The following is a 13,039-nucleotide window of genomic DNA, read 5'->3' as shown; positions in this document are numbered from 1 at the left end:
CATCTGTTTTGTTTGTAACATATGCAACGAGAAGATCGAACGTGTAAAAAAAAGAGGCTTTAAGCCTCTTGTGAAAAAGTGTCGTATAGTCGCTCGCTCAGAAGAGCAAATTCAGCGATAGTAAGCGTTTCTCCTCTTCGCTTCGGATCAATATGAGCAGCTTGAAGCGCCTTTTCAATTTCATCTTTTTTCTGTTTACCGCCTGGTAAGTGGCTCATTAAATTGTTTAAAATCGTTTTACGCCTTTGCCCAAAACTTGCACGAACAACAGTAAAGAAAAAATCTTCGTTCGACACAGCGACAGCAGGTTGTTCTCGCTTCAATAAACGAATGACTGCAGAATCTACATTCGGCTTCGGTACAAATACAGTTCGTGGCACATGCATGACCGTTTCCGCGTGCGTATAATATTGAACAGCAATCGTCAAGGAACCGTAGTCTTTCGTTCCAGGCTTTGCCGCCATGCGCTCTGCTACTTCTTTTTGCAACATAACGACCATTCCGCGAATAGGTAAACGATCCGTTAACAACTTCATAATAATCGGTGTCGTGACGTAATATGGCAAGTTGGCAACAACCATAATATCTTCTACATCCGCTAACTGTTCCGATATTACTTGTTGAACGTCAGCTTTTAAAATATCTTGGTGAATAACGGATACGTTTGAATACGGGGAAAGCGTATCCGCTAAAATAGGAAGAAGCCGCTGATCAATTTCAAATGCGACCACTTTTTTTGCTCGTCGCGCTAATTGTTCTGTAAGCGCCCCAATTCCCGGTCCAATCTCGATGATACCTGTTCGTTCAGAAAGCTGAGCAAAATCAACAATACGATGTAAAATATTCGGTTCAATTAAAAAATTTTGTCCAAGGCTTTTTTTAAATGAAAAACCGTATTTCGCTAAAATTTCTTTTGTACGCGTCGGTGTAGCAATATCTTTATACATGTTCTTCCTCCTGCATCACTTGCTTCATCGCTTCGACAAACTGTTCTTTTGAAATTTGAAACATTTGTAACCGTTTATGCAGTTGTTTTCCGTTTGTATATCCGATTTTTAATAGTTTACCTAACTTTTCACGACGAGCACGCGCTAGCGGCCCCCCGATTAATCCTGCATCGACAAGCTGCTGAAATGAAATCTCTTCTTGCGGATCGATCATTTCTTCGTACACACTTAAAAGCGCTGTGCGAATCGCTTCAATGGAAGCATGTTCAACGCCGAGCCCTTTTCCGTGTTTGCCTCTCGCTTCTTCGCGCGTCAAAAATGCGTGTTTACATCCTGGCACACGCTCAGCAATTGTTTTACGAATTTTTTCTCCTGGGTAATCAGGATCCGTAAAAATAATAACTCCTCGCTGTTGCTGGGCTAAACGAATACGCTCGATCGTTTCATCATTAATCGCTGCTCCGTTCGTTTCAATCGTATCTGCATCTACCGCACGGCGAATCGCCACCGTATCGTCACGTCCTTCGACTACGATAATTTCTTTAATTTTCATAAAAACCTCCATCTATCCATTTATCTTCACTCATTATAACGAAAAAAACAGAGGATCGCGAAATCCTCTGCAGTTATTTTAAAATTTTAATTTTCACACGCTTTGTTCCCCAACGATATGCGGTCGATTTATCTGGGAAAAATACGTCAATTTTATATCCTCTTACATTCGCTCCTGTATCTGCAGCAACAGCATATCCGTACCCCTCAACGTATACTTTTGTTCCAAGCGGGATGACACGCGGATCGACGGCAATTACCTTGGCGTTTGGATTTGAACGTAAATTTACGCCTGTTGCGGTCGTTCCAGAACAGCCACCACAATACGCTGTATATGCTGTGGCAATCACATAAAGTTCATCAGCTACCTCACCACTTCCACGGGAAGCTAATATTCTTGGAACTTGTTTTGTTCCAATCGCAACAATACGATTTTTACTTTGTTTAATCGTCTCTGCTTTAATAAGCTTGCGCGATACTTCTTTCCCGTTTTCTAAAATCACTTCATATTGCTTTGCGACAAGCCCTTTCTCCCCTTCGCTAATGACCTTTTGTTTTCCTTTCTCTAATTGCGCATCTTTCTTTTTCACAACAGTATAATTGACTGGTTCTTCCACTACATCGGTGACTTTTTCAACTCGAACAATGTTTATTTTTATGTTTGGTTGAATCATGTCATTCAATTTTGGTTGAACGCGATCCAGCTCTCGTAATGTAATATGTTGTTTAGCTAAAAAGTCAGCGACCGTAGTCGAAGTAGACCAAACTTGTTGCTGTTTGCCGCCGTCATTTAATGTAATCGGAAACGCTTTACTTATCACTATTTTCATGTTGTCTTTTACTTTTTCGTCGACGTTTGGTGATATTTCGTCATAGTCACGAAGCTGGATTTGCTGAATATGCAATACATCCTTCACCGTTTTCGCCGTCGTCCTTAATCTCTTTTCTACCCCGTCAACGACTAATACAATCGGCTTGCTTGCTTCCCATTTCACCGTTAAATGATCAACAATTTTAGTTTTCGGGGAAGGAGATATAAAATCTTCTTGTTTTAACTGAATATTTTGTTCTTTTAGCAGCTCAGCAACTGTATTTGCATGCGTACGCACTTTTTCCTCTTTTCCGTTTGCATACAACGTCACGGTCTCTTTTGTCCATTCATAGCTAGCATATCCCGTCATGCCAGATAAGGCTAAAAACCCTCCAGTAGCAAGTGCAATCTTCTTTTTTGATGTTGATTGCAATAAATTTTTTACATACGTAATCAAAATAAAAACGCCTCCTTTTCCGATAGATGATCGCGACGACCCTCCCTTTCTATAAAGCTTATTATCTATTATTGAAAATATTCTTTCAAAAGGGAAGGAAGACTTGTCGACAAGCTTATTGTATGCTTGCAAAAAAAGTTGTAGAACAATCTCGTTTCATCTTTTCTTTAGACAAGTCTTCCTAATCATCGACACGATTCTCTATCAAATGATGCCGAATAATCGCTTCGCATTGTCGGACGTTTTTTGGGCGACTTCTTCAAAAGATAACCCTTTTAATTCAGCGATCGCTTCGGCAATATATTTGACGTAGCTCGGTTCATTCCGTTTCCCTCGAAACGGATGTGGCGTTAAATACGGACAGTCCGTTTCAATAAGCAAACGATCAAGTGGAATTTCTTTTGCCACTTCTTTCGGTTTTTTTGCGTTTTTAAACGTCACAGGACCGCCAAATGAAATATAAAAATTCATATCGATGCATTGTCTTGCCACTTCTATACTTCCGCTAAAACAATGCATTACGCCTCCGACTTCCTCAGCGCGCTCTTCTCGTAAAATATCAACAATATCGGCTGTCGCATCACGATTATGTATAATAATCGGCAACTTCACTTTTTTCGCTAAACGAATTTGTTTTCGAAATACTTCTTTTTGTACGTCTTTCGGCGATTGATCCCAATAATAGTCAAGCCCCATTTCACCGAGCGCTACAACTTTCGGGTGCGCAGCTAAACGTTCAATCATGACAAGATCTTCGTCAGTCATATGAATTGCATCGACAGGGTGCCATCCAACAGCTGCGTAGATAAAGGGATATTCCTCGGCTAGCTCCATTGCCCGTTGAATGGTTGGTCGATCAAAGCCAACGACGACAATATGTGACACACCTTCTGCACGTGCTCGTTCAATCACTTGTTCAACATCTTCGCTAAATTGTGTCGCATTTAAATGTGCATGTGTATCAAATAACATATAACCCCTCTTTTCTTCCGATGTTCAGTTTACCACACAATCCCGTTACATAAATCACAGCTATATAACAATTACATTACAAAATAGAAACAAAGAGGTGTTTTTGCAACACCTCTTTACTTCACTTTTGCTCCATTTGGAAGCGATTCATCCACTGTCGCCAATGACAATACCCCGTCTTTTTCCCCCGCTAAAATCATGCCTTGTGACAGTTCTCCGCGCAATTTCACAGGCTTTAAATTCGTCACGCAAATGACTTTTTTCCCAATTAAATCTTCCGGTTTGTAATGTTTTGCAATACCTGATACAACTTGCCGTTTTTCATAGCCTAAATCAAGTTGCAATTTAAGCAAGCGATCGGCTTTTGGAATTGGCTCAGCATGAATCACTTGTGCGACGCGTAAATCGACTTTCATAAAATCATCAATTGTAATTTCTTCGCTTTTCTCTTCGTTTTGTTCCTGCTTTTCTTCTACATTTGCTGATGTCCCGCTCATTTGTGTTTGAATATATTGCACTTCTTCTTGAACGTCTAAACGCGGGAACAGTGGAGCTCCTTTTTCAACCATTCGCTCTTGTTGTGAAGCACCAAACGTTTGTAAGCTGTCCCAGCTCATTAATTGCTCATCTTGAACGCCAAGTTGAGCAAACATTCGTTTTGGCGTTGCTGTTAAAAATGGTTGCAATAAAACAGCTACATAACGAAGGGACTCCGCTAAATGCGACATGACGGAAGCTAACTGTTCACGCGCTGCTTCGTCCTTTGCCAATACCCATGGTTGCGTTTCATCAATATATTTGTTCGTACGGCTAATAAGCTGCCAAATAGCTGTTAAAGCTTGTGAAAATTGCATTTGTTCCATCGCTTCTTCATACTGTTTAACAGTATCATACGCCGTTTGCACAAGTTGTTCATCAAATGAGGTGTGCGTACCACGATATGCAGGAATACGGCCGGCAAAATATTTTTCAATCATTGCTACAGTTCGATTAAGCAAATTACCTAAATCGTTCGCTAAATCATAGTTTATGCGCTCGACAAAACCTTCTGGTGTAAACACACCGTCTGAACCAAACGGCACTTCACGAAGTAAATAATAACGCAACGCATCTAAGCCATATCGATCAATTAACGTAACTGGATCAACAACATTTCCTTTCGACTTCGACATTTTTCCGTCTTTCATAAGCAACCAGCCGTGCGCAAACACTTTTTTTGGAAGCGGAAGATCTAAAGCCATTAACATAATTGGCCAATAAATCGTATGGAAACGAACAATTTCCTTTCCAACAAGGTGAACATCAGCCGGCCAATACGTTTTATATTTTTCATCATTTTCTGTTCCATACCCTAAGGCAGTAATATAGTTTGACAATGCATCAATCCATACATAAATGACATGTTTCGGGTCGCCCGGAACAGGAATGCCCCAATCAAACGTTGTCCGTGACACAGCTAAATCCTCTAAGCCCGGCTTGATAAAGTTATTAATCATTTCATTTTTGCGCGATTCCGGCTGAATAAATTGCGGATTTTCTTCATAGAACGCTAATAAACGATCGACATATTTGCTCATCCGGAAAAAATATGATTGTTCTTTTACTTTTTCTACAGGACGTCCACAATCTGGACAATTCCCTTCGACTAATTGCCGCTCAGTGTAAAACGATTCACACGGAGTACAATACCATCCTTCATATTCGTCTAAATAAATATCCCCTTGTTCTAAAAGACGGGCGAAAATTTTTTCAACGACTTGTTTATGACGCTGTTCTGTTGTACGAATAAAATCGTTATAAGAAATATCTAGTTTTTTCCAAAGCTCTTTAATTCCCGCAACAATTTCATCGACATACTGCTGTGGAGTAACTCCTTTTTCCTCTGCTTTTCGTTGAATTTTTTGACCATGTTCATCTGTTCCTGTTAAATACATCACATCATAGCCGCGCATCCGCTTATATCTTGCCATTGCATCGCCAGCTACCGTCGTATAAGCGTGACCGATATGTAATTTATCGCTCGGATAATAAATGGGTGTGGTGATATAAAACGTCTTTTTCGTCACTTGTACCCCTCCTTGTTGCACGTTTAGTAGAAACGCTCTCGCCCAAAGGACGAGAGCGATTGCATATTTGTATTCTTGATCAATACATCTATTCCTCTTATCTCACCAAAATATACATAAAAATAGAGAGCGCTGTCAACTATTCGACATAGCATTGTCGACAAATCATATATTTTTGTCGAATTTTGTCGAAAATATATCGATAAATTTGTCGAATTTGTGTTGAATTTTGTCGAATAATATTTATAATAAGGTTTGTATCGTCTTGAAAAGTAGTTAAAAACTGTTATGCATCTCTTGTCAAATCATTCGGATTTTGTCACTTCAGCTATAATTTCGGCGAATTTTATATGCAACGACATGTAAATCATACATTTTTTTTAATCATTGCATATAAAAGGATTGACGCTTAATGGAAAAGTTGTTATGATAAATCCATAGAGATTTTGTCGAATATTGACGAAAAAAGATGAAAAAGGAGAGGAGAATAAAGATGAAATCAACAGGTATTGTTCGTAAAGTCGATGAGTTAGGTCGTGTTGTTATTCCAATTGAATTGCGCCGTACATTAGGAATCGCAGAGAAAGATGCGTTAGAAATTTATGTAGATGATGAGCGCATCATTTTGAAAAAATACAAACCAAACATGACTTGCGTAGTAACTGGGGAAGTGTCTGACGATAACTACAAGCTTGCAGATGGAAAAATCATTTTAAGCAAAGAAGGCGCAGAGGCGTTATTACAAGAAATTCAAAACGTTCTTCAACAGTCAAAATAAGAAGTTTCTCTAGACTTTTCTAGAGAAACTTCTTTTTTTACTTATGATATGCTTCATACACATCTCTTTTCGGCAATTGACGATCTTTAGCTACTTGTTTAATCGCTTCTTTCGATGTATATTGTTTCGTTTCCATATAATAATTTACATGTTCAACAATGGTTAAATCGTTCCACCATATCGATTGTTCATCATGTGTGAGATTCCCTTCAACAAGGAGACAAAACTCCCCTCGCACTTCGTGATGTTCTGCCCAATGCATCACTTCTTCAATCGTTCCACGAATGAAATGTTCAAATTTTTTCGTTAACTCGCGCGCCACAGCCATTTGTCGATTGCCAAATATATGGCGCATCACTGTTAACGTTTCTTGCAGACGATGTGGTGCCTCGTAAAAAATAAGCGTATCTTTTATATGTTTTAATTGTTCGAGTTCTTTTTTCTTTTCTTTCTTATGTCGCGATAAAAAACCATAAAAATAAAAATGATTTGTCGGTAATCCAGAAGCTGTTAACGCCGTAATGGCCGCATTCGCACCTGGAAGCGGAATCACTTTACATTGTGCGCGTAACGCTTCAACTACAAGCTCATGACCTGGATCAGAAATCGTTGGCGTTCCGGCATCACTCACTAAAGCGATATGTTTCCCTTGTAATAGAGAAGCGAGAATATGCTCTCCTCGCGATTGTTTATTATGCTCATGGTAACTAACAAGCGGCGTATGAATATCGAAATGATTTAGCAATTTTTTCGTTTGGCGTGTATCTTCAGCCGCAATGAAATCTACTGTTCGTAACGTTTCAATGGCACGCAACGTAATATCTTCTAAATTGCCGATCGGCGTCGGGACGATGTACAAAATTCCTTTTTCATCTTCTTCAATAAAACTTTTTTGTTCGTTCATCTCATCTCATTCCCCGTATAAAATATGTTTTAACTCGCTTGTATACTCGCCATTTTGTTCGTATACAAAGAGAGGAGGTAATATTTTCAATCCTTTATTGCCGTCTTTCGTTCCTTCGATTAAAATGGTGTTCGCTTCCTTTCCTTCTTTTGGATAAACAAAACGCAAACGTTTCGGCTCTAAACGGTATTGTCGCATGAGTGTAACGATATCTAACAACCGCTCAGGGCGATGAACAAAGGCTGCCTTTCCACCTTGTTTAAGCAATTGACTACTTACGCGAATGACATCTTCTAACGTACAATAAATTTCATGACGTGCAATCGCAAAATGTTCATTTTTATTCATTTCTTCTTCGTTTGGTGTTGGGAAATACGGAGGATTGCACGTCACAACATCAAACTTACTATGTCCAAGATGAGCAGGCATATCTTTAATATCACCGTGAATGATTTCAATTTGCTCCTCTAGCTTGTTGTATTGTACGCTTCGCTTCGCCATATCATAAATTCTTTCTTGAATTTCTACTCCAATCATTTTCCCTTTTGTTCGTTTGCTTAACAATAGTGGAATGACCCCATTCCCTGTACATAAGTCGACTAAATGTCCTTTTTGAATGGGAACATATACGAATTTCGCCAACAATACTGCATCAAGCGAAAAAGCAAATACAGATGGGCTTTGAATAATTTTCATATCTTCTGCTAGCAAATAGTCGAGCCGTTCATCTTCACGTAACATACACAATCCCTCTTTCTACAACAAAATAGCCTTCCAGACCATTCGTCAGAAAGGCTATTTTTTATTTAAAAATGACAAACAAAACAAACAATCGCCATCGGTCCGTAAACTTCCATAATGTACATTACAAATGTGAAATCCTTCTTGGTACAGACGAGCTAAGTTATCATATCCTTCGCCGATATCAACTAATTTCGCTTTCTTTTGTTTTTTGCCTTGTTCGTCTTTTCGCTCTGGCAGCTGTTCAAGCCGTCGACGTAAATGGTCATTTTCAACTTGAAGGCGATGATTTTCTTCAATTAACTCCCCAAGATAATTTTTTAACTCACCTAGCTGTTTATATAAATGAGCAATTTGTTCCTCGATACTTGTTACAGATTGGAAAATTTCTTTTTTATTCACGCGCCATCCACCCCATCACTCTGTGGCTTGAGTAGGAAGAACTTTCTCTTTTAATAATTCGTCAATCGTATATTCAACGACCCGATCTTTTTCGACTAATTCGACTTGTAACACTCGTTCTAAAATATTCAGTCCAACGACCTTCCCGAATCCGAGAGGAGTTTCAATCATTTCACCTAAATCAGGCAGCTGCTCTTTCGCCGTCTCGTATTCATCGTTTTCATATTTTAAACAACACATTAGTCGACCGCATAATCCTGATATTTTTGTCGGATTGAGCGATAAATTTTGATCTTTTGCCATTTTAATGGAAACCGGATCAAAGTCACCTAAAAACGTCGAACAACAAAGCATCCGTCCGCATGGTCCAATACCGCCTAACATTTTTGCTTCATCGCGCACACCAATTTGTCTCAGTTCGATTCGGGTGCGAAAAATGGCTGCCAAATCTTTAACGAGTTCACGAAAATCAACGCGTCCATCAGCAGTAAAATAAAAAATAATTTTATTGCGGTCGAATGTATACTCGACATCAACAAGTTTCATTTCTAATCCGTGCTCTTCTACTTTTTTCAAACAAATGTCGTATGCTTCTTCCGCTGCCTTTTTATTTTCTTCTACAACAAGTTTATCTTTTTGGTCAGCCATCCGAATGACTTTTTTCAAAGGCAAAACAATATCTTTTTCATCGACTTGTTTTTTAGCCACAACAACCTTTCCAAATTCAATGCCGCGAACGGTTTCAACAATGACATAATCACCGTTTGAAATCGGTAAATCCCCAGGATCAAAATAATAAATCTTTCCTGCTTTCTTAAAACGAACGCCTACAACTTCATACAAATGCAGATCCCTCCCGCAACTGCAATACTAACTGTTCCATTAAAAGCTGCGGATTCATATTCGTATGCAACCGCGCTTTTGCTTGTAAAATGGCCTTCATATGTTGAGCAATTTGCTTCTCAGAATAAAGAAAACGCGACCGCTGAAATTCATTTATGCAATCACTGTATGCAATTTGTTGTTCTTCCCCTAGTAACACATATAATAAATCTTTATATAAATATAATAATAAATCTAACCCTATGCTCATTTGTTCTTTATTCGTAAAATGGCTAAGCCAATGTTGCTGAATGACGAGCAACGCTTGGACATATTGCTTGTTTAATGCTTCATATAATTGTATCACTATTTTTCGTGCTTGTGCAAACCAATCATCTTGACTTAACTGAAATGCTTCTTGCACATTATTTGTTACTCTAGCAGCTAATATCGCTAACTCTCGTGGTACACCTTGTTTTTGTAAATGAGCGTATATTTGTTCTGTCGGTAATTTGCGAAAAGAAATCACTTGACAACGTGAAACAATCGTTGGAAGTATGCGATGTAATTGCTCTGTTAATAAAATCGCCACCGTTTTTGCTGATGGTTCCTCTAAAAATTTTAACAAGCTATTCGCAGCTTGAACGGTCATTTGATCAGCATGCTCAATGATATATAGCTTACGATTCGATTCAACAGCCGTTTTTGTAAACTCCTCTTGCAGCTGCTCAATTTGTTGCTTTTTAATTGAATTTCCATCTGGCACAACGAGATGAACGTCTGGATGATTACCAGATTGAATCCGCCGACAATTCACACATGTTTCGCAAGGGTCATCATGTACATTTGTTAAACAAAACAAACGCTTTGCAAATAAAAGAGCCGCTTCCTTTTTTCCTGTCCCTTTTTGTCCTTCAAATAAGTATGCATGAGCCACTCTGCCTTTTCTTATACTGTTGACGATCATTTTAGCTACATGTGGTTGATTTGTTTCGAGCATTTTCCATGACATGACGATCCTCTCACTTTCTTAACAAAGGCTCTATAAGCGCCCACACGTCTTCAAACACTTTTGTTACAGATTGCGTAGCGTCTACTTTTTTTATGCGATTTGGAAAACGATCTAATAACATCATATATCCATCACGCACTCGTTCATGAAACGCGAGCTCTTCTAAATCCAGCCGATTCACTTCTCGCAACCCATTTTCGCGAATGCGCGCTAACCCAAGCGCTGGATCAATATCAAAATAAATCGTTAATGTTGGCATCCAATTTTCAATCGCAAACTCATTAATAGCCAATATCTCATCTATTCCTAAACCACGCGCGACCCCTTGGTAAGCAAGCGAACTGTCAATAAAGCGATCACAAAGAACCATTTTCCCTTCCTTCAATGCAGGAATCACTTTTTCAACTAAATGTTGTCGTCTCGCCGCTGCATAAAGTAAAGCTTCTGTTCGTGCATCCATTCGATCATTATTAGGATGCAAAATGACGGAACGAATTTGCTCGGCGATATCGATCCCTCCCGGCTCACGTGTTGCGACAACATCAACGTGCTGCTTAGTTAAATAATCCGTTAACATGCGAACGATCGTTGTTTTTCCTGCCCCCTCAGGACCTTCAAATGAAAAAAATAAGTAGTTCATCTTAAGCCTCCTCAAAAACTTCGATACAATTTCCTTCTATATCTGTTTGAAAATATGCGCCCGTTTGCTTCAAATATTGAATAAGCTCAACATGTTGCCTTGTCACAATTTCCCCAATAAGTAAAATAGGAATTCCGGGTGGATAAGGGACAACCATTTGAGCACAAACACGTCCGATTGCATCATGAAGCAGCACTTGTTTTGTTTTCCTACCTTTAATCCATTCATAACTCACAGCTTGACAATGCTTTGGTAGTTGAAATTGTACATGTTCGTTTTGTCGTTCGCTTCGAATACATTGTAGCGCATGTTTTATTCGCTCTATAATCATTTGAAATGTTTTGATTTTCGCAAGCGGATAAACAAGTAATACGTTATATGGGTCAGCCATTTCTGTAAAAATTCCGTTTCTTTCTAATATCTGCTGCAACTCGTAACCTGAATGTGCACTGCGCGTTTGTAACGTAACCTTTAACAAATCCGTTCGAATAAGGGGATGCCGTGATTCCACCACATGAATCGCTTCAATTGTTCGCAACTCTTGCTTAAATAATTGAATTTGTTCAACCATTTCATCAATCGTTTCACGTGTCTGTTGCGCAACATAAGCGCGAGCCAAATCAAGCGAAGCCATAATTGGATAAGATGGGCTGCTTGTTTGAAAAACTTGCAAAAAGTATCTTAACGTACGTTCATTTATAAGCTCACTATTAAAGTGCAAAAAAGATCCCATGGTCATAGCTGGAAGTGTTTTATGGGCCGATTGTACAACAATGTCTGCTCCACATTCCACAGCTGATTTTGGAAAAGGTTCCCCAAGCACAAAATGAGCTCCATGTGCCTCATCCACTAACACAGGTATGCGATAAGAATGGGCCAATTGAATAATTTTCGTTAAATCAATAGACATCCCATAATAGTTTGGATTTGTTAAAATGAGCGCAGCGGCATCTGAATGCTCACGCAATGTATGATCAATTGTTTCAAACGACACAAAAGACATCACTCGAACATCTTCATCAAATTCCGGGGAAATAAAAATAGGTGTTGCTCCAACGAGATGTAGTGCATGTAAAATAGATTTATGACAATTACGTTGTACAATGACTTTTTTGTTTTTTTCACATGCAGCTGTAATCATCGCTAAATTACCGGCAGTAGAACCATTAACTAAAAAATACGTCCGTTTTACCCCATATAATTTTGCCGCTAATTGTTGTGCCTGTTCAATCGCTCCCGTTGGATGATGTAAATCATCTAAATGTGAAAGTTCCGTTACATCTAAATGTAGCAATGGTGCAAAAGAAAAAAGAGCTTTTTCATAAAAAACAGCTCCATATTTATGCCCTGGTACGTGAAATGAAATCGGTTGTGTCGAGGCATGTTCACATAAAAGTGTATATAGAGGTGTTTTCGTTTGATCCATCTTTATTCGCTTCCTCGCTCGTTGTTTTTATATATTTATATTAAAATAAAACAGGCCCTAATCATAGTAGGGGCCTTTTGTTATGAATATATTTTATTCTCTCCTATTTTTTTCAGCCGATCAACGTAAAATTTGTATTTTTCATCATTTGTCTCCGTTTGAATGAGATCGTTATGACAATCCATGCATATAAAATGATGAAAAACATGAATTCCTTTTTTATTTTGCCCATCACATACAATACAAGTTTCTTTATAAGACATTTGTTCTCCACCTCCCGCTAACAGTTTTCCCAGTTTCATATAACAATATACTTCGAAACGAATCATTTTGTGCGGGAGTATAAAGAAAGCAATGAGCTAAAAAAGACCAAGACTAAATCGTCTTGGTCTTCTCTTTGCCCGGCAACGTCCTACTCTCGCAGGCGGTGTCCCGCCAACTACCATCGGCGCTGGAGAGCTTAACTTCCGTGTTCGGGATGGGAACGGGTGTGACCTCTCCGCCATCGT

At 39.0% G+C, this 13,039-nt stretch carries 14 protein-coding genes and 1 rRNA gene; 1 reads left to right on the top strand and 14 read right to left on the bottom strand.

Annotated features, from left to right (window positions below; translation table 11 throughout):
• Nucleotides 1-59: 59 nt before the first annotated feature.
• The 5 genes from rsmA to metG all read right to left on the bottom strand — a co-directional run bounded on the left by rsmA (nucleotide 60) and on the right by metG (nucleotide 5,805).
• Entirely contained in the window at nucleotides 60-947 is an 888-nt protein-coding gene (rsmA, locus tag K1I43_RS14125) for a 16S rRNA (adenine(1518)-N(6)/adenine(1519)-N(6))-dimethyltransferase RsmA (RefSeq protein ID WP_019418055.1), read from the bottom strand.
• Entirely contained in the window at nucleotides 940-1,512 is a 573-nt protein-coding gene (rnmV, locus tag K1I43_RS14120; RefSeq protein WP_019418056.1) for a ribonuclease M5, read from the bottom strand. Before rnmV ends, rsmA begins: the two co-directional genes overlap by 8 nt.
• 61 nt (nucleotides 1,513-1,573) lie before the next feature.
• The gene (locus tag K1I43_RS14115; protein WP_019418057.1) at nucleotides 1,574-2,767 is read right to left on the bottom strand and encodes a resuscitation-promoting factor; all 1,194 of its coding nucleotides are present in this window, start codon (nucleotides 2,765-2,767) and stop codon (nucleotides 1,574-1,576) included.
• Between the two features lie 204 nt (nucleotides 2,768-2,971).
• Nucleotides 2,972-3,739 (bottom strand): TatD family hydrolase, encoded by a 768-nt coding sequence (locus K1I43_RS14110; protein WP_019418058.1) that lies wholly within the window; start codon nucleotides 3,737-3,739, stop codon nucleotides 2,972-2,974.
• Between the two features lie 116 nt (nucleotides 3,740-3,855).
• Nucleotides 3,856-5,805 carry a methionine--tRNA ligase gene (gene metG / locus K1I43_RS14105; RefSeq protein WP_009360783.1) on the bottom strand — a complete coding sequence of 650 codons (1,950 nt, stop codon included), beginning with the start codon at nucleotides 5,803-5,805 and terminating at the stop codon, nucleotides 3,856-3,858.
• Between the two features lie 487 nt (nucleotides 5,806-6,292).
• On the opposite strand from metG, the gene K1I43_RS14100 reads away from it, so the two are divergent.
• A complete protein-coding gene (locus K1I43_RS14100) occupies nucleotides 6,293-6,583 on the top strand; it encodes a transition state genes transcriptional regulator AbrB (RefSeq protein WP_180271095.1) in 291 nt (96 codons plus the stop codon).
• A gap of 37 nt (nucleotides 6,584-6,620) precedes the next feature.
• On the opposite strand, the gene rsmI is transcribed toward K1I43_RS14100, so the two are convergent.
• The 9 genes from rsmI to rrf all read right to left on the bottom strand — a co-directional run.
• The gene (rsmI, locus tag K1I43_RS14095; RefSeq protein WP_019418061.1) at nucleotides 6,621-7,487 is read right to left on the bottom strand and encodes a 16S rRNA (cytidine(1402)-2'-O)-methyltransferase; all 867 of its coding nucleotides are present in this window, start codon (nucleotides 7,485-7,487) and stop codon (nucleotides 6,621-6,623) included.
• 6 nt (nucleotides 7,488-7,493) lie between these two features.
• Complete coding sequence (locus K1I43_RS14090) at nucleotides 7,494-8,228, bottom strand: tRNA1(Val) (adenine(37)-N6)-methyltransferase (protein WP_019418062.1); 735 nt, start codon at nucleotides 8,226-8,228, stop codon at nucleotides 7,494-7,496.
• 54 nt (nucleotides 8,229-8,282) lie between these two features.
• Nucleotides 8,283-8,630, bottom strand: a complete 348-nt coding sequence (gene yabA / locus K1I43_RS14085; protein ID WP_019418063.1) for a DNA replication initiation control protein YabA — start codon at nucleotides 8,628-8,630, stop codon at nucleotides 8,283-8,285.
• A 15-nt stretch (nucleotides 8,631-8,645) separates the two neighbouring features.
• Nucleotides 8,646-9,473 (bottom strand): PSP1 domain-containing protein, encoded by an 828-nt coding sequence (locus tag K1I43_RS14080; protein ID WP_009360788.1) that lies wholly within the window; start codon nucleotides 9,471-9,473, stop codon nucleotides 8,646-8,648.
• Nucleotides 9,466-10,464: a DNA polymerase III subunit delta' gene (gene holB, locus K1I43_RS14075; RefSeq protein ID WP_009360789.1), complete on the bottom strand. Its 999-nt coding sequence runs from the start codon at nucleotides 10,462-10,464 to the stop codon at nucleotides 9,466-9,468. Before holB ends, K1I43_RS14080 begins: the two co-directional genes overlap by 8 nt.
• A gap of 10 nt (nucleotides 10,465-10,474) precedes the next feature.
• Nucleotides 10,475-11,104, bottom strand: coding sequence for a dTMP kinase (gene tmk, locus K1I43_RS14070; RefSeq protein WP_009360790.1), 630 nt, complete (start codon nucleotides 11,102-11,104; stop codon nucleotides 10,475-10,477).
• 1 nt (nucleotide 11,105) lies between these two features.
• Entirely contained in the window at nucleotides 11,106-12,530 is a 1,425-nt protein-coding gene (locus K1I43_RS14065) for an aminotransferase class I/II-fold pyridoxal phosphate-dependent enzyme (RefSeq protein WP_019418064.1), read from the bottom strand.
• 80 nt (nucleotides 12,531-12,610) lie between these two features.
• On the bottom strand, nucleotides 12,611-12,793 hold the full coding sequence (locus K1I43_RS14060; protein ID WP_019418065.1) for a sigma factor G inhibitor Gin: 183 nt from the start codon (nucleotides 12,791-12,793) through the stop codon (nucleotides 12,611-12,613).
• A gap of 136 nt (nucleotides 12,794-12,929) precedes the next feature.
• A 5S ribosomal RNA gene (gene rrf / locus K1I43_RS14055) occupies nucleotides 12,930-13,039 on the bottom strand; the annotation flags it as partial.

The sequence above is a fragment of the Anoxybacillus sp. ST70 genome, assembly GCF_019553625.1.
Classification (GTDB): Bacteria; Bacillota; Bacilli; order Bacillales; family Anoxybacillaceae; genus Anoxybacillus; species Anoxybacillus gonensis.
The sequence above is the reverse complement of the archived record's forward strand: the minus strand, read 5'-3'. Positions and strand labels throughout refer to the sequence as shown.

Excerpts from the sequence above, each read along its gene's own strand:
- rnmV (WP_019418056.1), bottom strand. The coding sequence starts at position 1,512 with ATGGAGGTTTTTATGAAAATTAAAGAAATTATCGTAGTCGAAGGACGT.
- rsmI (WP_019418061.1), bottom strand. The coding sequence starts at position 7,487 with ATGAACGAACAAAAAAGTTTTATTGAAGAAGATGAAAAAGGAATTTTG.
- rsmA (WP_019418055.1), bottom strand. The coding sequence starts at position 947 with ATGTATAAAGATATTGCTACACCGACGCGTACAAAAGAAATTTTAGCG.
- K1I43_RS14060 (WP_019418065.1), bottom strand. The coding sequence starts at position 12,793 with ATGTCTTATAAAGAAACTTGTATTGTATGTGATGGGCAAAATAAAAAA.
- K1I43_RS14065 (WP_019418064.1), bottom strand. The coding sequence starts at position 12,530 with ATGGATCAAACGAAAACACCTCTATATACACTTTTATGTGAACATGCC.
- holB (WP_009360789.1), bottom strand. The coding sequence starts at position 10,464 with ATGTCATGGAAAATGCTCGAAACAAATCAACCACATGTAGCTAAAATG.
- K1I43_RS14110 (WP_019418058.1), bottom strand. The coding sequence starts at position 3,739 with ATGTTATTTGATACACATGCACATTTAAATGCGACACAATTTAGCGAA.
- K1I43_RS14090 (WP_019418062.1), bottom strand. The coding sequence starts at position 8,228 with ATGTTACGTGAAGATGAACGGCTCGACTATTTGCTAGCAGAAGATATG.
- tmk (WP_009360790.1), bottom strand. The coding sequence starts at position 11,104 with ATGAACTACTTATTTTTTTCATTTGAAGGTCCTGAGGGGGCAGGAAAA.